15 protein-coding genes are annotated in these 19,925 nt (G+C 70.4%); 8 read left to right on the top strand and 7 right to left on the bottom strand.

Features of this window, described 5'->3' with window-relative positions; translation table 11 throughout:
• Window positions 1-150 precede the first annotated feature (150 nt).
• From V7E45_RS23645 to V7E45_RS23630, 4 genes are all read right to left on the bottom strand, one after another.
• A complete protein-coding gene (locus tag V7E45_RS23645) occupies window positions 151-882 on the bottom strand; it encodes an HAD family hydrolase (protein WP_333776200.1) in 732 nt (243 codons plus the stop codon).
• A 143-nt stretch (window positions 883-1,025) separates the two neighbouring features.
• On the bottom strand, window positions 1,026-2,510 hold the full coding sequence (gene gltX, locus V7E45_RS23640) for a glutamate--tRNA ligase (RefSeq protein WP_333776199.1): 1,485 nt from the start codon (window positions 2,508-2,510) through the stop codon (window positions 1,026-1,028).
• A complete protein-coding gene (locus V7E45_RS23635; protein WP_333776198.1) occupies window positions 2,503-3,288 on the bottom strand; it encodes a fumarylacetoacetate hydrolase family protein in 786 nt (261 codons plus the stop codon). The genes gltX and V7E45_RS23635 overlap by 8 nt, the downstream gene beginning before the upstream one ends.
• A 979-nt stretch (window positions 3,289-4,267) precedes the next feature.
• Window positions 4,268-4,456, bottom strand: coding sequence for a hypothetical protein (locus tag V7E45_RS23630; RefSeq protein ID WP_333776197.1), 189 nt, complete (start codon window positions 4,454-4,456; stop codon window positions 4,268-4,270).
• A 558-nt stretch (window positions 4,457-5,014) separates the two neighbouring features.
• Here V7E45_RS23630 and V7E45_RS23625 point away from each other — a divergent pair.
• The 8 genes from V7E45_RS23625 to V7E45_RS23590 all read left to right on the top strand — a co-directional run bounded on the left by V7E45_RS23625 (window position 5,015) and on the right by V7E45_RS23590 (window position 15,535).
• Window positions 5,015-8,746, top strand: coding sequence for a sensor histidine kinase (locus V7E45_RS23625; protein WP_333776196.1), 3,732 nt, complete (start codon window positions 5,015-5,017; stop codon window positions 8,744-8,746).
• Window positions 8,747-8,755: 9 nt separating this feature from the next.
• Complete coding sequence (locus tag V7E45_RS23620; RefSeq protein ID WP_003973453.1) at window positions 8,756-9,169, top strand: roadblock/LC7 domain-containing protein; 414 nt, start codon at window positions 8,756-8,758, stop codon at window positions 9,167-9,169.
• A gap of 111 nt (window positions 9,170-9,280) precedes the next feature.
• Window positions 9,281-9,679 (top strand): DUF742 domain-containing protein, encoded by a 399-nt coding sequence (locus tag V7E45_RS23615; protein ID WP_009190816.1) that lies wholly within the window; start codon window positions 9,281-9,283, stop codon window positions 9,677-9,679.
• On the top strand, window positions 9,660-10,235 hold the full coding sequence (locus V7E45_RS23610) for a GTP-binding protein (RefSeq protein ID WP_333776195.1): 576 nt from the start codon (window positions 9,660-9,662) through the stop codon (window positions 10,233-10,235). Before V7E45_RS23615 ends, V7E45_RS23610 begins: the two co-directional genes overlap by 20 nt.
• A 378-nt stretch (window positions 10,236-10,613) precedes the next feature.
• Window positions 10,614-13,877, top strand: a complete 3,264-nt coding sequence (locus V7E45_RS23605; protein ID WP_333776194.1) for a sensor histidine kinase — start codon at window positions 10,614-10,616, stop codon at window positions 13,875-13,877.
• A gap of 10 nt (window positions 13,878-13,887) precedes the next feature.
• Window positions 13,888-14,301: a roadblock/LC7 domain-containing protein gene (locus V7E45_RS23600; protein ID WP_003993185.1), complete on the top strand. Its 414-nt coding sequence runs from the start codon at window positions 13,888-13,890 to the stop codon at window positions 14,299-14,301.
• 96 nt (window positions 14,302-14,397) lie between these two features.
• Complete coding sequence (locus V7E45_RS23595; protein WP_043476478.1) at window positions 14,398-14,973, top strand: DUF742 domain-containing protein; 576 nt, start codon at window positions 14,398-14,400, stop codon at window positions 14,971-14,973.
• Window positions 14,954-15,535 (top strand): GTP-binding protein, encoded by a 582-nt coding sequence (locus tag V7E45_RS23590; RefSeq protein ID WP_015657622.1) that lies wholly within the window; start codon window positions 14,954-14,956, stop codon window positions 15,533-15,535. The genes V7E45_RS23595 and V7E45_RS23590 overlap by 20 nt, the downstream gene beginning before the upstream one ends.
• A 154-nt stretch (window positions 15,536-15,689) precedes the next feature.
• Here V7E45_RS23590 and V7E45_RS23585 read toward each other — a convergent pair whose 3' ends face one another.
• From V7E45_RS23585 to V7E45_RS23575, 3 genes are all read right to left on the bottom strand, one after another.
• On the bottom strand, window positions 15,690-15,875 hold the full coding sequence (locus V7E45_RS23585; protein WP_317445576.1) for an acyl-CoA carboxylase subunit epsilon: 186 nt from the start codon (window positions 15,873-15,875) through the stop codon (window positions 15,690-15,692).
• Between the two features lie 57 nt (window positions 15,876-15,932).
• Window positions 15,933-17,528, bottom strand: coding sequence for an acyl-CoA carboxylase subunit beta (locus V7E45_RS23580; protein WP_333776193.1), 1,596 nt, complete (start codon window positions 17,526-17,528; stop codon window positions 15,933-15,935).
• Between the two features lie 154 nt (window positions 17,529-17,682).
• Window positions 17,683-19,925: polysaccharide lyase 8 family protein (locus V7E45_RS23575; RefSeq protein WP_333776192.1), on the bottom strand; the 2,243-nt coding region annotated here is incomplete at its 5' end.

Below are 19,925 nucleotides of genomic sequence, written 5' to 3'. Positions count from 1 at the left end.
ACTCGAACCAAGACTAACTGAACCAGAATCAGTCGTGCTGCCAATTACACCATAGGCCACTGGAACTCAAGCCCCTAAGGGGTTCTCGTTCTAGTTCGCTCCCCCGGGTTCCGGCCTCTCGGCCCGCTCCCCGGCGGCGCAGGAAGAACATTACCCGAAGGTGGACGGGGCTCCAAAACGAGTATCCGAGCGGACCAGCGCGGGCAGTTCGGCGAGGGTCGAGATCCGGTGCGCCGAGACGGCGTCCACGTCCCTCGGGTACGCCCCGCCGCGGTCGATCCACACGGACAGCAGCCCGGCCTCCGCCGCGCCCCTGCCGTCGATCTCCGGGTGGTCGCCGACGTACGCCACCTCGCCCGGCGGCAGGCCGAGCGCTTCGCAGGCCGCGAGGAAGGCGCCGGGCTCGGGCTTGGAGACGCCCAGCTCGGCGGCGCACAGCACGCTCTCGAAGCGGTCGAGGAGACCGAGGGTGCGCAACTTGTGCTCCTGGACCGTGAGGCTGGAGTTCGAGAGCACCGCGTGCCGGTGGCTGGCGGCGAGGGCGTCCAGGGCGGGCAGCACGTCCGGGAAGAGCGCCCAGGCGGCCTCGTAGTGACCGATGTAACGCCGGAACCAGGCGTCGGCCTCGGCGTCGGACAGCTCCCGGTCCAGGAAGACGCGCACGCGGTCGCGGCGCTGTCCCTCGAAGGAGACCTCCCCCGCCGAGAAGCGGGCCCACTGCCGGTCGGTGATCTCCCGCCACCGCCCGAGCGCCTGCTCCGGGGTCGCGTACCCGGCGAGCAGCCCCTCGGCCGCCAGGTGGACACGCATGCCCTCGCGGTCGGCGGTCGTGTAGTCGAAGAGGGTGTCGTCGACGTCCCAGACGACGGCTCTGATCGTCATGACACCGACGGTAACCGGCGTGCCGCCCCCGCGTCCCCCGGATGCCCAGGGCGGGTGCGGACGAAGGAGGCGTGCGAAGGGTGCGTACGACGAGGGGCGGCACCCGGGGTCCCCGGGTGCCGCCCCTCGTCGTACGGCGTTCGCTACGCGGCCAGCTTCGCCAGCGCGGCGTCGACGCGGGCCAGCGTCTTCTCCTTGCCCAGGACCTCGAGGGACTCGAAGAGGGGCAGGCCGACGGTGCGGCCGGTGACGGCGACACGGACCGGGGCCTGGGCCTTGCCGAGCTTGAGGCCGTGGGCCTCGCCGGCGGCCAGGACGGCCTCCTTCAGGGACTCGGGAGACGTCCAGTCGGCCGCCTCCAGCTTCTCCCTGGCCGTGCGGAGCAGCGCGTCGGAACCCTCCTTCATCGCCTTCGTCCAGCTCGCCTCGTCGAAGACCGGCTCCGGCAGGAACAGGAAGTCGACGTTCTCCGTGATCTCGGAGAGGACCTTCAGGCGGGTCTGCGCGTGCGGCGCGATGGCCTGCCACTTGGTCTCGTCGAAGTCCTCCGGCGCCCAGGTCGCGAAGGGGGGCCTGAGCCAGGGCGCGCAGCGCTCCGTGAAGTCCTTCACGTCGAGCATCCGGATGTGGTCGGCGTTGATCGCCTCGCACTTCTTCAGGTCGAAGCGCGCCGGGTTGGGGTTCACGTCCTTGATGTCGAAGGCCGCGACCATCTCCTCGATCGAGAAGATGTCCTGGTCGGCCGAGAGCGACCAGCCGAGCAGCGACAGGTAGTTGAGCAGGCCCTCGGGCAGGAAGCCGCGCTCGCGGTAGAGGTTGAGCGAGGACTGCGGGTCACGCTTGGAGAGCTTCTTGTTGCCCTCGCCCATCACGTACGGCAGGTGACCGAAGGCAGGGGTCGCCTTGGCGATGCCCAGCTCGGTCAGCGCCTTGTACAGGGCGATCTGCCGCGGGGTGGAGGACAGCAGGTCCTCGCCGCGCAGGACGTGGGTGATCTCCATCAGCGCGTCGTCGACCGGGTTCACCAGCGTGTACAGCGGGGCGCCGTTGGCGCGGACGATGCCGTAGTCCGGCACGTTCTCCGGGAGGTACGTGATCTCGCCGCGGACCAGGTCGTCGAAGGTGATCGTCTCGTCGGGCATGCGGAAGCGGACGATCGGGGAGCGGCCCTGCGCCTTGTACTCCTCGACCTGCGCCTCGCTCAGGTCGCGGCAGTGACCGTCGTAGCCGGACGGCTTGCCGGCGGCGCGGGCGGCCTCGCGGCGGGTGTCCAGCTCCTCCTGGGAGCAGTAGCAGTAGTAGGCGTGGCCGGCGTCGAGGAGCTTCTGGGCGACGTCCTTGTAGAGGTCCATGCGCTGCGACTGCCGGTACGGCGCGTGCGGGCCGCCGACCTCGGGGCCCTCATCCCAGTCGAAGCCCAGCCAGCGCATCGAGTCGAGGAGCTGGTTGTAGGACTCCTCGGAGTCGCGGGCCGCGTCGGTGTCCTCGATGCGGAAGACCAGGGTGGCCTGGTGGTGGCGGGCGAACGCCCAGTTGAACAGGGCGGTGCGGACCAGGCCCACGTGGGGGTTACCGGTGGGCGACGGGCAGAAACGGACGCGTACTGGGGAGCCGGATGCGCTAGCCACGCTTGACAACCTTGTTGGTGAGAGTGCCGATGCCTTCGATGGTGACGGCGACCTCGTCGCCGACGTTCAGGGGGCCGACCCCCGCGGGGGTGCCGGTGAGGATGACGTCGCCGGGCAGCAGGGTCATGGCCTCGGAGATGTTGACGATCAGGTCCTCGATGGAGTGGGTCATCTCGCTGGTGCGGCCGAGCTGACGCTGGTCACCGTTGACGGTGAGCTGCACGGTCAGGTCGTTCGCCCGGCCGAGGTCCAGGTCCGTCTCCACCCAGGGGCCCAGCGGGCAGGAGGTGTCGAAGCCCTTGGCCCGCGCCCACTGCTTCTCCCGCTTCTGCACGTCCCGGGCGGTGACGTCGTTGGCGCAGGTGTAGCCGAAGATCACGTCCTTGACGCGCTCACGCGGGACCTCGCGGCACATGCGGCCGATGACCACGGCCAGCTCGGCCTCGTGGTGCAGTTCCTGGGAGAAGGCCGGGTACTGGATCTCGTCGCCGGGCCCGATGACCGAGGTGGAGGGCTTGAAGAAGGCGAAGGGGGCGTCGGGCACCTCGTTGCCCAGCTCCCTGGCGTGGTCGGCGTAGTTGCGCCCGAACGCCACGACCTTGTTGGGGAGCACCGGAGGCAGCAGCCTGACCTTGCTCAGCGGCACCTTCGTCCCGGACAGCTCGAAGTCCGCGAACGGGATGCCCTTGATGATGTCGAGGACGAGTTCGTCCTGCTTGTCGCCCTCGACCGCGCCGAAGGCTACGTTCCCGTCGATGGAGAACCTGGCGATGCGCACGGGATCCTTGCGCCCCTCACTGAGAACCGGCTTACTGACGCCCCAGGTTAACCGGTCGGGCCGCCCGGCGTTCGGGCAGTACGGCGTGGCGACCGGGACTTTCCCCCGCCGGAAACCGGCGTACCGGAATTCAGAATCCGGGAGTTTCCCGCCGGGACATTCGACGCATTCCCTCCTTTCCGTGGCCGGAAGCGCAGTTGATCGGGCCGGATCAGGACCCCAGGATGCCCCACGGAAAACCACCGACTTTCCGACCGGGAGAGGACCTCACGAAGGCGTCCCGAAAGCTCTGAGGAGAAGAACTGCGGAATCTTCTTCCACAACAGCGGCCGGACGGGTTCCCTCACCGCCTTCCGCGGCAGCGACGTGCCGAACCTCGCCGGACACACCTTCCAGACCTCAGGCGCCGGCAAGGGACCTGCTGCGCGACACGTACGACGAGGACGCCTCGGCCGCCCTCGCCCGCGGCGGCACCACGGAGTACCCGGTCATCGAGTCGGGCGGCGGATTCCGGCCCGCTACTGCGTGAGGGGTTTCGGGCTTTCCGGCCGGCCCGTGCGAAAATCCGCCTCGGGCGTGACGTCGGACCGCCGGTACGGAATATCCGGCAGGGCCGTCGCGGCACGCTACGGATATCACCTGCCGCCGCACCCGCGGACCCCCGCGCCGGAAATCGACACGAGCAGCGCGAAGTGCTCCACGGGAAAAAATCCGCATTCCGTGGAAGGGCGGTGCCGGAGGGACGCCGGCCCTCTGGGATCGGCCGTCCGGAAGCTCGCGAAGCCGTACGCGTATCCGGCGGGCGTCACGGCGGCGCGGCTGAAGGCCGAGGCCGGGATTGGGCGCGGGATGATCCGGAAGCGGATCACGGCGCCGCGGCGACCGCGGGACCCGCACCGGGAAAAGGTGAGCGCGGCCGGGAGGATCGCCTCGGGGACGTGACCTCCGGACCGCGCTCGACGGTGCGGTGTGCGCTCGGCTACTCGCCGGCCGCCACGCCCGCCGGGACCTCCATCAGGATGGTGCGGCGGGGGTTGGCCGTCTGGGCGGGCAGGTCGACGGAGTGCTCCGGCAGCTCGGGCGTCTGCAGGTCGTCGGCGTCCTCGAGGTGCGCCAGCGTCGTGCGCCGCGGGTTGGCTATGTTGCGGAACATCATCGTCGTCTTCACCGTTGTCGTCCTGTGGGTCGAGACAGAGTGCTTCATCCTGTAAAGCGTCAGGCTAAACATCCGATTCCCCGCCGCGGACGTGAACTCCCCATGATCTGCATGTGAGTTTGCTCACGAACGTAGGGGCAAATCGGTCAATTCCGGCTGACAACTCTCCCCAGCGAAACGGACATTGACCCCCTGAAGCTTCCATTCCGCTCCTGATCATGGCGACTGGGACACCGGGCACCGGACGGCGACTCGCAGTGGTACGTCCGTTTCATGGCGAATCGCCCTCCACGGATGGTGACGCGGGGCTCACACGGTGTCACGGAGGTCACAGCTCGGGACACGGCCCTTGTTGGAGATCCTGCACTGTGCTGGAATTCCACGGACCGCCGCGGGATCGAGCCGGCGCGCAGGGGGCGCAACTCAGCGCCGAGTGGCGGCGAGATAGGGGGAGCCTGCGCCGGTCACTCAAGACCACCCGGAGGGCGCATTCAGGGCGCTCTCCAATACGCCGACACCGTGTCCCTCCGTTCAACCGGAGGGGCGCCTGGTCCAGAGGTTGCGACGCTAGTGCAGGGACGTTTCAAGAGGGATGGCAGCGCTTCGGCGGAGCCGGAGTCGCACGACGGGACTGGCCCGATGAAGGGCAGCTCCTCGCCCCAGCACGCCCAGAACCCGGGCTCGGCGCCGGCCGGTGACGGCGGTGAGCGCCACGGGCGCCACGGCGTCTCGGCCCTGACGGGTCCGCCGGGCGCCACGAAGAACAAGACCGCTGACCCCACGCCGGACGTGCAGCCCCCCAAGGCCCTGACCGGCCCCGGCTCCCGCCTGGCCCTGCGCAACTGGCGCATCTCCACGCGTCTGGTCTCGCTGCTCGCGCTCCCGGTCGTCGCGGCGACCTCGCTGGGCGCGCTGCGCATCGACCAGAACGTGACCGACATCCAGCAGCTCGACAACATGAAGCTGCTGACGGACATGACCAAGCAGGCCACCGAGCTGGCCATGGCGCTGCAGGACGAGCGTGACCAGTCCGCCGGCCCCCTGGCGCACGGCGTGACGGCGACCTACGAGGTCAAGGGCTTCGAGGACAAGACCGACCGGGCCCGCGAGAACTTCCTCAACGCCTCCGAGCAGATCGACGAGGCCAGCAAGAACGGCAACCTCCAGGGCGTCCGCGACACCCTGGTGAGCCTCGCCAACCAGCTGGACGACCTGGCCAAGATCCGCCGGACCGCCTACCAGTCGAAGAACAACTCGACGCAGACGGTCGAGGCCTACCACCGGCTGATCACCCAGCTGATCGACCTCTCCCAGTCCATGGCCGAGGCGTCGAGCAACCCGGAGATGATCTCCCGCACCCGTGCCCTGGCGGCGTTCTCCGCCGCCAAGGAGTACGCCTCGGTGCAGCGCGCCGTCATCGCCGCGGCCCTCACCTCCAGCAACACCGAGAAGGGCCACCTCTCGGACAACGACCGCCTCTACGGCCAGTCGGCGTACGAGAGCGAGAACTCCCAGATCGCGATCTTCCGGAAGATCTACAGCAACCAGAACCCGGACCAGCTGCTCAAGCCGATCGAGGAGAACAACCCGATCATCCAGGCCGCGGACCTCTACGCCAAGCGGACCTTCGAGTCCCGCGACGGCCTCGACGGTCTGCCGGCGCGGTCCTACCGCGACTGGGTGGACGACAGCACCTCCAAGATCCAGCAGATGAAGAACATCGAGCACACGCTGCTCGAGGACATGGAGCAGAAGGCCCGCGAGCTGAAGTCGTCCAAGGAACAGGACGCGATCATCTCCGGTGTCCTGATCCTGATCGTCCTCGGCATCTCGCTCGTCGGCGCGTTCGTCGTGGCCCGGTCCATGATCCGCTCGCTGCGCCGGCTGCAGGACACCGCCACCAAGGTCGCCCAGGACCGGCTGCCCGAGCTGGTCAAGCAGCTCTCCGAGTCCGACCCGCAGGACGTCGACACGTCCGTGGAGTCGGTCGGTGTGCACTCCCGGGACGAGATCGGCCAGGTGGCCGCGGCCTTCGACGACGTGCACCGCGAGGCCGTCCGCCTCGCCGCCGAGCAGGCCCTGCTGCGGGGCAACGTCAACGCGATGTTCACCAACCTCTCGCGCCGCTCCCAGGGCCTCATCCAGCGTCAGCTCTCGCTCATCTCCGAACTGGAGTCCCGCGAGGCCGACCCGGACCAGCTCTCCTCGCTGTTCAAGCTCGACCACCTCGCGACGCGTATGCGCCGTAACGGTGAGAACCTCCTCGTCCTCGCCGGTGAAGAGCCCGGCCGCCGCTGGACCCGCCCGGTCCCGCTGGTCGACGTGCTCCGCGCCGCCGCGTCCGAGGTGGAGCAGTACGAGCGCATCGAACTGGCCGCGGTGCCGACCACCGAAGTGGCCGGCCGCGTGGTCAACGACCTCGTGCACCTCCTCGCCGAGCTGCTCGAGAACGCGACCTCCTTCTCCTCACCGCAGACCAAGGTCAAGGTGACCGGTCACGCGCTGCCCGACGGCCGCGTGCTGATCGAGATCCACGACACCGGTATCGGCCTCTCCCCCGAGGACCTCGCGGCGATCAACGAGCGGCTCGCCTCGCCGCCCACCGTGGACGTCTCGGTGTCCCGCCGCATGGGTCTGTTCGTGGTCGGTCGTCTGTCGCAGCGTCACGGCATCCGCATCCAGCTCCGCCCGTCCGACTCCGGTGGTACGACCGCGCTGGTCATGCTCCCCGTGGACGTCGCCCAGGGCGGCAAGAAGCCCGCTCCCGGCAAGCCCGGCGCGCCCGCCTCGACCGGTGGTCCGGCCGCCGCGCAGGCCGCGGCAGGTGCCGCGGCCGCCCGCCGCAACAACGGTGGCAGCGGAAACAACGGCGCGGGCGCTCCCGCGGGTGCCCCCAACGGCGCCCTCGGCGGCACGCCGTCGGCCGGCCGCCTGGGCACGGGCCAGGGTCCGCGCGGCCAGGTCGGCGCCGCCCAGGGTCCCCGGGCCGCACTGCCCGGTGCCGGCCAGGGCGGCCGTCCCGGCGCGCCGGGTGGCGCGCGTGGTCCGCAAGGTCCCGGTGCCGGACAGCAGGGCCGGCCGGCCCCGGCCGGTGCGGGCGGCTTCGGCGGACAGCAGCAGGGCCAGCAGTCCGCGGGCTCCCAGCAGGACCTCTTCAGCGGCCGTGGCCCGGCCGGTCAGCGCGGTGGCGCCGCCGACCAGGGCCGGCAGCCGCAGCTCGCGCCGCGTGGCGGCCCGCGGGCCGAGCTGCCCGGCGGCAACCCGCCCGCGCAGCGCACCCCGGACTGGAGCGGCAACGCCCAGGCCCCGCTCTCCCGCGCCTCGCTGGACGCCCCGCGCGGCCACGACGAGCAGGACGCTGCGCACACCGGGCGCATGCCGCGCGTCGACGACCGGCAGGGTCCGGGCGCGACCGCGGAGATGCCGCGCATCGACGCGCAGGGTCCGGGCTCGACGGGCGAGTTCCCCCGTCCCGACCTCGGCATGGGCGGCTCCACCGGCCAGTTCGCGCGTCCCGGCGCCCAGCAGGACACCGGCCAGTTCGCCCAGTACGGCCAGCAGGACAACGGTCAGTACGGCCAGCAGGGCGGGACCGGCCAGTTCACCCGCTCCGACGTGTACGGCACGCCGGCCCAGCAGGACCCGCAGAGCACGGGCCAGTTCCCGGTCCCGCAGAACTACGACGGCGGCTCGACCGGTCAGCACGCGCTGCCCGGCCGGCCGGACCAGGGTCCCGCGAGCACCGGCCAGTTCGAGCGCCCGCAGCCGGGTGGCCGTGCCGACTTCGGCGCCCAGCACCGGCCGGCCCCGCAGCGTCCGGTCCGCCAGGAGCCGGAGGCGCTGCCGCCGGCCAGCGGTCCAGGCGACGGCCGTACCCCGCTGTTCGACACGCTGGAGACCAACTGGTTCCACGGCCAGCAGGGTCAGCAGGGTGGCCAGCAGCCGGACAACACCCCGGCGCCCGCTCCTCAGCAGGCACCGGCTCCTCAGCGCCCGGCCTCCACGACCGGGTCCTGGCGCACCTCGCCGAACGACGAACTCGTCCGTCAGGCGGAGCGCGTACGACAGCCCGCGGCGGGCGGTATCACCACCTCCGGCCTGCCGCGCCGGGTGCCCCGGGCGAACCTCGTCCCGGGCACGGCTCAGCAGCAACAGCACCAAGCCGGTCCGCAGGTCTCGCGTGCGCCTGACGACGTACGCGGCCGGCTGACCAATCTCCGTCGGGGCATCGCACAGGGCCGACAGGCCGGCAACGGTCAGACCGGCAGCTTCCCCAGCCCCACTCACCAGCAGGAGCGTTAGTTGAGTCCGATGAGCCAGGCGGCACAGAACCTGAACTGGTTGATCACCAACTTCGTGGACAACACCCCTGGGGTGTCCCACACCGTGGTGGTCTCCGCCGACGGCCTTCTGCTGGCGATGTCCGAAGGGTTCCCGCGGGATCGCGCGGACCAGCTCGCGGCCGTCGCATCCGGGTTGACCTCCCTCACGGCCGGGGCTTCCCGGATCTTCGAGGGCGGCAACGTGGCACAGACGGTCGTGGAGATGGAGCGCGGTTTCCTCTTCCTGATGTCCGTCTCGGACGGGTCGTCCCTCGCGGTCCTGGCCCACCCCGAGTGCGACATCGGTCTGGTCGGCTACGAGATGGCACTGCTCGTCGACCGCGCGGGTGCGGTACTCACCCCGGACCTGCGCGCCGAACTCCAAGGCAGTCTGCTCCACTGACCCGCTCCGGCACCACCCACCTCACGAAAACACCGTCCGGCCGCCACAATCCCCCCACCGGCCCCGTCAGACGGCACGACTGACCGACTTGCTGTCCCGCCCGGAGGATTCATGACCCCGCCCACCGCCCATCATGATCCGTACGCCGAGCCGTACGGGGACGAGGGCGACCAGCCGCTGGTGAGGCCGTACGCGATGACCGGCGGCCGGACCCGGCCGCGGTACCAGCTGGCCATCGAGGCACTGATCAGCACCACGGCCGACCCGGCAGCCCTGATGGGACTTCTCCCGGAGCACCAGCGCATCTGCCACCTGTGCCGGGAGGTCAAGTCGGTCGCGGAGGTCTCCGCGCTGCTGGCCATGCCGCTCGGTGTGGCCCGGATCCTGGTCGCCGACCTCGCCGAGGCCGGCCTGGTCGCCATCCACCAGCCTGGTGGCGACGAGAACAACGGTGGCGCTCCGGACGTGACGCTGCTCGAAAGGGTGCTCAGTGGACTTCGCAAGCTCTGACGGGGGCCGGACCACCACCTCCGCGAAGATCGTGGTGGCGGGCGGCTTCGGCGTGGGCAAGACCACGTTCGTCGGCGCCGTCTCGGAGATCAACCCGCTGCGCACGGAGGCCGTCATGACGTCCGCCTCGGCGGGCATCGACGACCTGACCCACACCGGGGACAAGACCACGACCACCGTGGCCATGGACTTCGGCCGCATCACCCTGGACCAGGACCTGATCCTGTACCTCTTCGGTACGCCGGGCCAGGACCGCTTCTGGTTCATGTGGGACGACCTGGTGCGCGGTGCGATCGGCGCGGTGGTCCTGGTGGACACCCGCCGTCTCGCCGACTGCTTCCCGGCCGTGGACTACTTCGAGAACAGCGGTCTGCCGTTCGTCATCGCCCTCAACGGCTTCGACGGCCAGCAGCCGTACACCCCGGAGGAAGTGCGCGAGGCCCTGCAGATAGGTCCCGACGCCCCGATCATCACGACCGACGCCCGTCATCGCGCGGACGCCAAGAGTGCGCTGATCACGCTGGTGGAGCACGCCCTGATGGCGCGGCTGCGGTAGCACCCAAGTTCGACATGCCGTACGGCAGTTGTAGAACCCTCGGAGCCGGCTGTGGCCTTAGACACGGTCGGCTCCGGTGTTCATAACAGTTCGGCAGAGGAATCCCCCGGCATCACCACGCGACGCGGTCGCGTGGTGCCGCTGTGCGCACGAACGCCCCGCCTTTTGGCGGGGCTCGTTCTTTATGACCGTTTTATCTAGGGCTTACAAGAGGGCTGATCACAGGTTTCCACTGTTTGGAAGTGCACTGGTCCACGTGCTGGAATGCCTGAACTGCCCATTAGTCAAAGACGTACCTACCAAGTGGTCGAAGACGAACCGGGCTCTGAGAGACTGCGGCACGACGTAGGTGCCGACCGCCGAGAGGTTGTTGGTCGAGTGAGGCGAAGCAAGAACGGTCCCGAGCCGTCGGCGCGGGGCAACTTCACCCCGCCGCCGCGCGCTGCGGCGCCCACCCCTGTGCCCGGTGCGGAGCCGACGGCCACGCCCGCGAAGAGCGGCGGCCGGTTCTCCCCGCGCAACTGGCGGGTGCCGACCAGGCTGAACGCGATTCTGCTCATACCCGTGGTGGTCGGCCTCGTCATGGGCGGCTTCCAGGTGAAGAGCTCCATCGACACCTGGCAGCAGGCCCGCGACGCGGAGAACACCGCCCGTCTGGTGCGTGCCGCGCTCTCCTACGCCGACGCCCTCGAGAACGAGCGTGACGTCACGGCGGCGCCCCTGCTGCTGGGCAACGACAAGAACACCGTCACCGCCGCCCGCAAGGCCACGGACCAGGCCGCCGACGCCTTCTCCCAGGCCGCGCAGGACATGCCGGACAAGCCCGGTCTGAAGCGCCGGCTGCAGCTGTTCCGCAAGGCGGAGCCCCAGCTGCAGACGCTGCGCCAGGTCGCGTACACCTCCAAGGTCCACGGTGTGCAGACCGAGGAGGGCTACGTCGAGGTCAGCCACCCCCTGATGGAGTTCGCCAACGAGCTCGGCCTGGGCACCGGCAACATCACCTCCTACGGCCGTACGGTCTACGCCATCTCCCTCACCAAGGCGGCGCTCTCGCTGGAGCGGTCGATCGGCACCCACCTGCTGGTCAAGCCCGGCCCGGACGACGGGAACCTGGCGACGCAGCGCGTCTCCCTGTCCTCGTACGCCTACCTGGAGCGCATCGCCCTCGAGGAGTACCTCGGCGGTGGCACCGACGAGGACGCGCAGAACCTGGCCGACGCCCAGGCGAAGATCAAGACGGACGGCGCCGCGCTGGTCCAGCAGCAGAAGCAGCAGGACCCGAAGTACGTCGCCCCGCCGGCGGACCCGTCCAAGATGGTCGGGGCGCTGGTCACCATGAAGGACACCAGCCCGCTCACCCGTCAGGTCATGGCCGGCAAGGGCTACACCGCGAAGAACTGGTTCGCGGTGAACTCGCTCAAGTACAAGGCCTACCGGCAGATCGAGTCGAACCTCGCCGACAAGGCGGTGAACGAGGCCTCCGGCATCGCCGACGACGCCAAGACTTCCGCGATCATCACCGGTGCGGCCGTCGTGGTCGCCCTGCTCCTCGCCTTCATCCTGGCCGGTGCCGTGGCCCGGCAGATGAGCCGCTCGATGCGCCAGCTGCGCAACGCGGCCTTCGGCATCGCCGAGCAGCGCCTGCCGATGCTGGTCGACCAGCTCTCCCGCACCGACCCCGGTCGCGTCGACACCCGGGTCGCGCCGATCCCGATCAACTCCACGGACGAGATCGGCGAGGTCGCCCGCGCCTTCGACCAGGTCCACCGCGAGGCCGTCCGGCTCGCCGCCGAACAGGCCCTGCTGCGGGGCAACATCAACGCGATCTTCACCAACCTCTCGCGCCGCAACCAGTCGCTGATCGAGGGCCAGCTGACCCTGATCACCGACCTGGAGAACAACGAGGCCGACCCGGACCAGCTGGAGAACCTCTTCCGCCTGGACCACCTCGCGACCCGTATGCGCCGCAACGGCGAGAACCTCCTGGTCCTCGCGGGCGAGGAGCCCGGCCGCCGCTGGGACCAGCCGGTCCCGCTGGTGGACGTGCTGCGCGCCGCCTCCTCCGAGGTGGAGCAGTACGAGCGCATCGAGCTGTCCGGCGTGCCGGAGGCCGAGATCCACGGCCGCGCGGTCACCGACCTCGTGCACCTGCTGGCCGAGCTGCTGGAGAACGCCACCACGTTCTCCTCCCCGCAGACCAAGGTCCGCGTCACCGCGACCCGTCTCCCCGACGGCCGCGTGATGATCGAGATCCACGACAAGGGCATCGGCCTGACCGCCGAGGACTTCGCGGACATCAACCACAAGCTGGCCAACCCGCCGACCGTGGACGCCGCGATCTCGCAGCGCATGGGCCTGTTCGTGGTCGGCCGGCTGTCCGACCGGCACGGCATCCGCGTCCAGCTCCGCCCCTCGGGCGAGCAGGCCGGTACGACCTCGCTGGTCATGCTGCCGGACGCGATCACGCACGGCGGTGGCGGCGAGACGCCGCTGGACCGCGAGGAGTTCACGGTCTCCCAGATCATCCCGGAGCAGCAGTTCCAGGGTGAGAGCTTCGCCCAGGTGCCGCCCATGCGCACCGCCGCCGAACTGGGCTTCGACGACAGCCAGTACACCGACGTCCCCGACGACATCCGCGACCTGGACCCCGTCGGCCGCTCCCTGATGCGTGAGGAGCGCCGCGCGGCTCTGGAGGCCCAGACCCTCGGGCAGCCGCACCCGGAGACCGGCGAGCAGTCCGGGTACCGGGACGACTTCGACGCGATGCGCTCCTTCGACGGCGGCGAGGCGGGCTACCCCGAGCAGCGGGCGTACCCGGAGCAGACGCAGCAGGCGTACCCGGAGCAGTCGTACGAGGAGCGGCAGCGCACCGCGTACGAGAAGTCGTACGACGAGCAGTACTACCCGCCGGCCGGTGACACGTCGCGCAACGACGGCTTCGCCCAGAACGGCGGCGGCTACCCCGACCCCGCGTATCCGGAACCGGCCCAGGAGGAGCGCGCGTCCTCGCACGATGCCGCGTCCGACGGGTTCGGCTCCTACGAGGGCCAGTCCTACCAGGACGACTGGCCGCAGCAGAACGGCTACCAGAACGGCTACCCGGCCCAGTACGCTCCGGAAGCGGAATCCTCGCAGGCCGGTGACGCGAGTGAGCGGAACCGCGTAGGCTTCGACCGTCCGGGAACGGCTTCGCCCGCCGCCCACGACCTGACCAACGCGGGGCTGCCCCGCCGTGGAGCCCCCGCGAGCGGCTCCAACGGGTCGTCGAGTGCCGCGGGCGGCACGGCGCGCGTGCAGCAGGAAGCGCCGGCTCCCGGGCCGGGCAACAGCCCGGCGACGGGCGGCGAGAACGACTGGCGTTCGGCCAACGACGAACGCTGGCAGCAGGCTTCGCAGCTCCGCAAGCCCAAGGCAGGCGGGGTCACCGCTTCCGGCCTGCCGCGGCGGGTACCCAAGGCCAATCTGGTCGAGGGCACCGCCGAGAGCACCCCTCAGGGAGGCCCACAGGTCTCCCGCGCCCCGGAGGACGTCCGGGGCAGGCTGAGCAACCTGCGCCGAGGCGTCCAGCGCGGACGCAACGCAGGCAGTGAAACGAACGGCCAGGGCTTCGGTCCTGACAGCACCTACAACCAGGAGCGTTAGTGTGAGCCCGATGAGCCAGGCGGCACAGAACCTGAACTGGTTGATCACCAACTTCGTGGACAACACCCCGGGGGTGTCCCACACGGTGGTGGTCTCCGCCGACGGACTCCTTCTGGCGATGTCCGAAGGCTTCCCCCGCGACCGTGCCGACCAGCTGGCAGCTGTCGCGTCCGGTCTGACGTCGCTGACCGCCGGTGCCTCGCGCATCTTCGAGGGCGGCGCCGTGAACCAGACAGTTGTGGAGATGGAGCGGGGATTCCTCTTCATCATGTCCGTTTCCGATGGTTCTTCGCTCGCAGTCCTGGCACACCCGGAGGCGGACATCGGCCTCATCGGGTACGAGATGGCCCTTCTGGTGGACCGCGCGGGCACGGTCCTGACCCCGGATCTGCGTGCGGAACTCCAGGGAAGCCTTCTCAACTAACAGACCAACGGTGCGAATACACGTCCCGGGGCCGTAAGGTTTCGGGACGCGGCTCCACACGGATGGGTGCCCGGCACATCGGAGGAGGAGAAGAGAGTGGCAACACCCCCAGGCGGTTCCAATTCGGGAAACTGGTCGTACGGTCCTGCCCAGGGCCACGGCGACGGTTCCCAGAATCCGAACCGTTACAACTTCCCCTCCGCGCCCAGCCACCGGCAGCCGTACGCGCCGCAGGGCCCCGGCCCGTCGCCGTACGATCAGCCGCCGGCCCCGCGCATCCAGCCGGTGCAGCCGCAGCGCCGCCCCGAGCCGGCGCCCGCGGCCGCAGCGAACAACCCCCTGGTGCGTCCGTACGCCATGACCGGCGGCCGGACGCGCCCGCGCTACCAGCTCGCCATCGAGGCACTGGTGCACACCACCGCCGCTCCGCACCAGATGCAGGGTCAGTTGCCCGAGCATCAGCGGATCTGCAACCTGTGCCGGGAGATCAAGTCGGTGGCCGAGGTATCGGCCCTGCTCACGATCCCCCTCGGCGTTGCCAGGATTCTCGTCGCCGACTTGGCGGAGGCGGGCCTGGTCGCCATCCATCAGCCCGGCGGCGACGAGAACGCCGGTGGCCAGCCAGACGTGACACTGCTCGAAAGGGTGCTCAGTGGACTTCGCAAGCTCTAGCGGCGGTCCTTCCCGCTCCACCACCTCCGCGAAGATCGTGGTGGCGGGCGGCTTCGGCGTGGGCAAGACCACGTTCGTCGGCGCCGTCTCGGAGATCAACCCGCTGCGCACGGAGGCCGTCATGACGTCCGCCTCGGCGGGCATCGACGACCTGACCCACACCGGGGACAAGACCACGACCACCGTGGCCATGGACTTCGGCCGCATCACCCTGGACCAGGACCTGATCCTGTACCTCTTCGGTACGCCGGGCCAGGACCGCTTCTGGTTCATGTGGGACGACCTGGTGCGCGGTGCGATCGGCGCGGTGGTCCTGGTGGACACCCGCCGTCTCGCCGACTGCTTCCCGGCCGTGGACTACTTCGAGAACAGCGGTCTGCCGTTCGTCATCGCCCTCAACGGCTTCGACGGCAACCAGCCGTACAACCCCGACGAGGTCCGTGAGGCCCTGCAGATCGGCCCCGACACCCCGATCATCACGACCGACGCCCGCCACCGCGCGGACGCCAAGTCGGCGCTGATCACTCTCGTCGAGCACGCGCTGATGGCGCGCCTGCGCTAGCGGCCGCTCACGACGTTCCCAGGGGCCCTCTCCGCACGGAGAGGGCCCCTGTGCCGTACGCGGACCCCGGCGCGCCCCCAGGGGCCCCGCCGCAACGCACCGAAGCCCCGCCCTCCCGGAGGAGTGGCGGGGCTTCGGTGCGCGCTCAGGAGGCTCAGTGCCAGCTGTGGGGTGCCCGGAAGCCGGGCTCGCGCTCCAGCCGGCGCCAGCCGGCCTTGGCGCGGCCGCGGTGGGCGGGCGCCTCCGGCTGGGCGGCCGCACGGGCCAGGAGGACGGCCGTGATGGCGGCGACTTCCTCGGGCTCGGCGTGGCCCTTCTCGACGCGGATGTCAGTGTTCATGGATGTCAGTCTCCGTGAGAGAGAGGTCCGCGGGGTGACCGCGGCGGGTCCACTCGGTTACTGCGGGGGGTTGCCGTGCTTGCGGGAGGGCAGGTCGGCGTGCTTGGACTGCAGCATCGCCAGCGACTTGACCAGGACCTCGCGGGTCTCGGCGGGGTCGATGACGTCGTCCACGAGGCCGCGCTCGGCCGCGTAGTACGGGTGCATCAGCTCGGCCTTGTACTCCTTGACCATCTTCTGCCGCATCGCCTCGGGGTCCTCGGCCTCGGCGATCTGACGGCGGAAGATGACGTTGGCCGCGCCCTCGGCACCCATCACGGCGATCTCGTTGGTGGGCCAGGCGTAGGTGAGGTCGGCCCCGATCGACTGGGAGTCCATGACGATGTAGGCACCTCCGTACGCCTTGCGCAGGATCAGCGAGATCCTCGGCACGGTCGCGTTGCAGTAGGCGTAGAGGAGCTTCGCGCCGTGACGGATGATTCCGCCGTGCTCCTGGTCGACGCCGGGGAGGAACCCGGGCACGTCCAGGAAGGTGATGATCGGGACATTGAAAGCGTCACACATCTGGACAAAGCGCGCAGCTTTTTCGCTCGCCTCGATGTCCAGCACTCCGGCCAGCACCTGGGGCTGGTTGGCGATGATGCCGACGACCTGGCCGTCCAGGCGGCCCAGCGCGCAGATGATGTTCCTCGCCCAGCGCTCGTGGACCTCCAGGTACTCGCCGTCGTCGACGATCTCCTCGATCACCTTGGCCATGTCGTACGGCCGGTTGCCGTCCGCCGGGACCAGGTCCAGCAGGACGTCGCTGCGGCGGTCCACCGGGTCGGAGGAGTCCACCCGCGGCGGGTTCTCGCGGTTGTTCTGCGGCAGCAGCGACAGGAGGTAGCGCACCTCGGCGATGCAGGTCTCCTCGTCGTCGTACGCGAAGTGGCACACGCCCGAGGTCTCCGCGTGGACGTCGGCGCCGCCCAGGCCGTTCTGGGTGATCTCCTCGCCGGTGACCGCCTTGACCACGTCCGGGCCGGTGATGAACATCTGCGAGGTCTCGCGGACCATGAACACGAAGTCGGTGAGCGCCGGGCTGTAGGCCGCGCCGCCGGCGCACGGGCCCAGCATCACGGAGATCTGCGGGATGACACCCGAGGCCTTCGTGTTGCGCTGGAAGATGCCGCCGTACCCGGCGAGGGCGCTGACGCCCTCCTGGATCCGGGCGCCCGCGCCGTCGTTCAGGGAGACCAGCGGGGCGCCGGCCGCGATGGCCATGTCCATGATCTTGTGGATCTTGGTGGCGTGGGCCTCGCCCAGGGCGCCACCGAAGATCCGGAAGTCGTGGGCGTAGACGAAGACCGTGCGGCCCTCGACCGTGCCCCAGCCGGTGACGACACCGTCGGTGTACGGCTTCTTCGCCTCCAGGCCGAACCCGGTCGCCCGGTGCCGGCGCAGCTGCTCGACCTCCTGGAAGGACCCCGGGTCCAGGAGCAGCTCGATGCGCTCCCGGGCCGTCAGCTTGCCCTTGGCGTGCTGCGCCTCGGTCGCCTTCTCGCTGGGGCCCGTAAGGGCCTGCGCACGGATCTCGTGCAGCTCGGCGACCCGTCCGCGCGCGTCCGTCGGCTCGCCCGTCGGCTCACCCGTCGTCTCTTCCAAAACGGTCATGTAGCGACCATACGAAGGACACCAAGGATTGCGAGCCGTCGACTCCGTACAGTCTCCGGGCCGTTTTCCTGGTACCACCGAACAGAACCCGAGCGGCATGCAGCCGTTCCGACTGCTCAGGGGGCACCGGCGTTGTAGAGAAGCCACAAACCTGTCACCGGAGAGCCACCACACATTCGTGGGTGGCACATGCCATCCCCGGAGTGACACGGAGCCTCAGACGGCCCAGTGCCGAGAGGATTTCCACGCCCTCGCCGGCCCGTAGGACCGAGCGCACGGGGTGGTCCCAGACGATCTCCAGCGGACCGCCCGTACGGGGCGGCTCGCTCACGCAGAGGGTAGCGGTCCGGCCCCGGCGCCTGACGAGCACGCTCGCGCCCGCCGAGGCGGTCAGCTCCCCCACCGTACCGGCTGTCCAGAAGGTGGCCGCCGTCAGGCCGAGGCCGGGCACGGCGACGGCCTGACGGCGGGTGTCGTTGGCGAGGACGCGCAGCCACCGGCGGTCGGCGGCGCGGGCCGCGACCTCGTGGCGCGGGGCGCCCGGCAGCACGGCGTAGACGTAGCCCGCGTCGGCCGGGTCGGTGCCGTGGTCGATCCAGAGGGTCGCCCAGCGGCGGGTACGCCGTTCGGCCGTGCCGGAGGCGTTGATGTCGGACCAGGAGCCGGTGCGGTCCTCGCAGCGGGTGCGCAGCTCGCCGCCGCACGGCAGGATCCAGCCGCCGTGGTCCTCCAGATGGGCCCAGCCGGATCCGCGCGTCAGTGCCCGGGTGCCGCCTTCGCCGAGGTTGCGGTTGTCGACGACCGTCTCGACGGGGACGCCGTCGGCGCAGGTGATCCCGGCGCCGAGGCAGACGACCGCGTCGGCGAGGAAGAACCAGGACTTGCGGGCCTGGAGGGTGGAGTCCACGCCCTTCAGGTGCTGGCCCACGGCCGCGTACTCGCCGTCGGTGGTGCCGCCGACCCAGGTCGCGTCCGGCCGGGCCGCGCCCCACTCGCCGCCGGCCCGGTCGGCGAGGCGCTTGGTGGAGACGGTGGTGCCGGGCAGCCGGTACCAGTCCACGGTGGGCCAGTACCAGTCGGTGTACTGGTCGCCGCGACCCGCGGGCCACCAGCTGAGCATGCCGGAGCCGGTGTGCCAGCCGCGCGGGTTCTCGCCGTTGCCGCACTCGTAGTGCGCGATGCGGGCGCTGGCCATGGCGAGGGCGGCGGTGAAGCGGGGGCGGCGGTGCACGGCCCGGTCCATGGCCGGGAAGAGGCGGTGGCCGACGGGCTCGGCACGGGCGGGTACGGCCGACCCGGCGATCGCGTGCAGCCGGGCGAGGTCGGCCACGTCGAACTGGTCGGCCGTCAGGACGGGTGTCACGGTGTCCCGTTCGATCCATCCCTTGATCCGGCCGTACCAGCGCTCGCGCTCCTCCTTTCGCGCGCCGCCCGCCAGCAGGGCCACGGCCGCGATCAGGGCCTGGCCGTGGTAGTGGTCGCTGCGCATGAGGTGGAGGTCGTCGCCCTCCAGACACCCCCTGCTGATGGCACGGCCGTTGACGCAGTCCATGACCAGGCCGTCGTGGATCAGTGGCGCGTAGGCGTGCTCGACGCTGTCGAGGACGTTCCGCCGGGCCGGGTCGGTGACCTCCCACGGCGAGCCGGCGAGAAGGGCGAACAGCCGCCCGAGGCCGTCGAGCAAAACCTGGCCGTAGGTCCCGGAGTAGGCGACCCAGGTGTGCTGGACGAAGGAGCCGTCGGCGTACAGGCCGTCGCCGCGGCTGACGTACGGGAAGACCGGGGAGAGTGCGTCCCGGGCGAGCGCGAGGCGGTCACCGGAGCGGCCGAGGATGCCGCGCAGGGCGACGGAGCGGCACAGGTCGACCCGGTTGGCGCCGGTGGAGGTGCCCGAGTAGTCGGTGAGCATCGTGTCCGGGATGAAGTGGTCGACCGCCGCGCAGGCCGCCGCGATCCGGGCCGGGCCGAGGTGGTCGTACAGCGCGGCCGTGAGGTCCATGAGGAGCCGGGGGCTGCCGATCTGCCATTCCCACCAGTTGCCGTAGCGGGTGGTGGCCGGGTTGTAGACGGTGTCGCCGAGGTGGTCGAGGCCGCGCAGCACGTCGGCGAGCAGGGCCTCGTCGCCGGTGCAGCCGGTGCCGGGCTGGAGGTGGGCCAGCGCCATGGTCCACAGGCGGCCGTAGCCGAAGGTGATGCCGGAGGGCGGGTCGAAGGGGTGGCCGGGCCACAGGGAGCCGGGCGCGGGGGCCATGGTGGCCCGGAAGTCCCGTGCCAGTGCCCCGAGCCGGGCGAGCCGGGTGGCGTAGGGCTCGGCGGTGGGGTCGTATCCGGTGCCGAGGGCGATGTCGAGCCAGCGGTGGCGCAGGGTGTCGTAGGGGTCGGCGGCGGGGGCCGCGT

Origin of the sequence: Streptomyces sp. IBSBF 3136 (genome assembly GCF_036815105.1) — a bacterium.
Taxonomy (GTDB): domain Bacteria; phylum Actinomycetota; class Actinomycetes; order Streptomycetales; family Streptomycetaceae; genus Streptomyces.
Note: the sequence above shows the minus strand (reverse complement) of the source record. Positions and strands in the feature narration are given on the sequence as shown.

Coding starts and splice junctions, on each gene's coding strand:
- V7E45_RS23615 (WP_009190816.1), top strand. CDS start 9,281: ATGACCCCGCCCACCGCCCATCATGATCCGTACGCCGAGCCGTACGGG.
- V7E45_RS23580 (WP_333776193.1), bottom strand. CDS start 17,528: ATGACCGTTTTGGAAGAGACGACGGGTGAGCCGACGGGCGAGCCGACG.
- V7E45_RS23600 (WP_003993185.1), top strand. CDS start 13,888: ATGAGCCAGGCGGCACAGAACCTGAACTGGTTGATCACCAACTTCGTG.
- V7E45_RS23645 (WP_333776200.1), bottom strand. CDS start 882: ATGACGATCAGAGCCGTCGTCTGGGACGTCGACGACACCCTCTTCGAC.
- V7E45_RS23620 (WP_003973453.1), top strand. CDS start 8,756: ATGAGCCAGGCGGCACAGAACCTGAACTGGTTGATCACCAACTTCGTG.
- V7E45_RS23585 (WP_317445576.1), bottom strand. CDS start 15,875: ATGAACACTGACATCCGCGTCGAGAAGGGCCACGCCGAGCCCGAGGAA.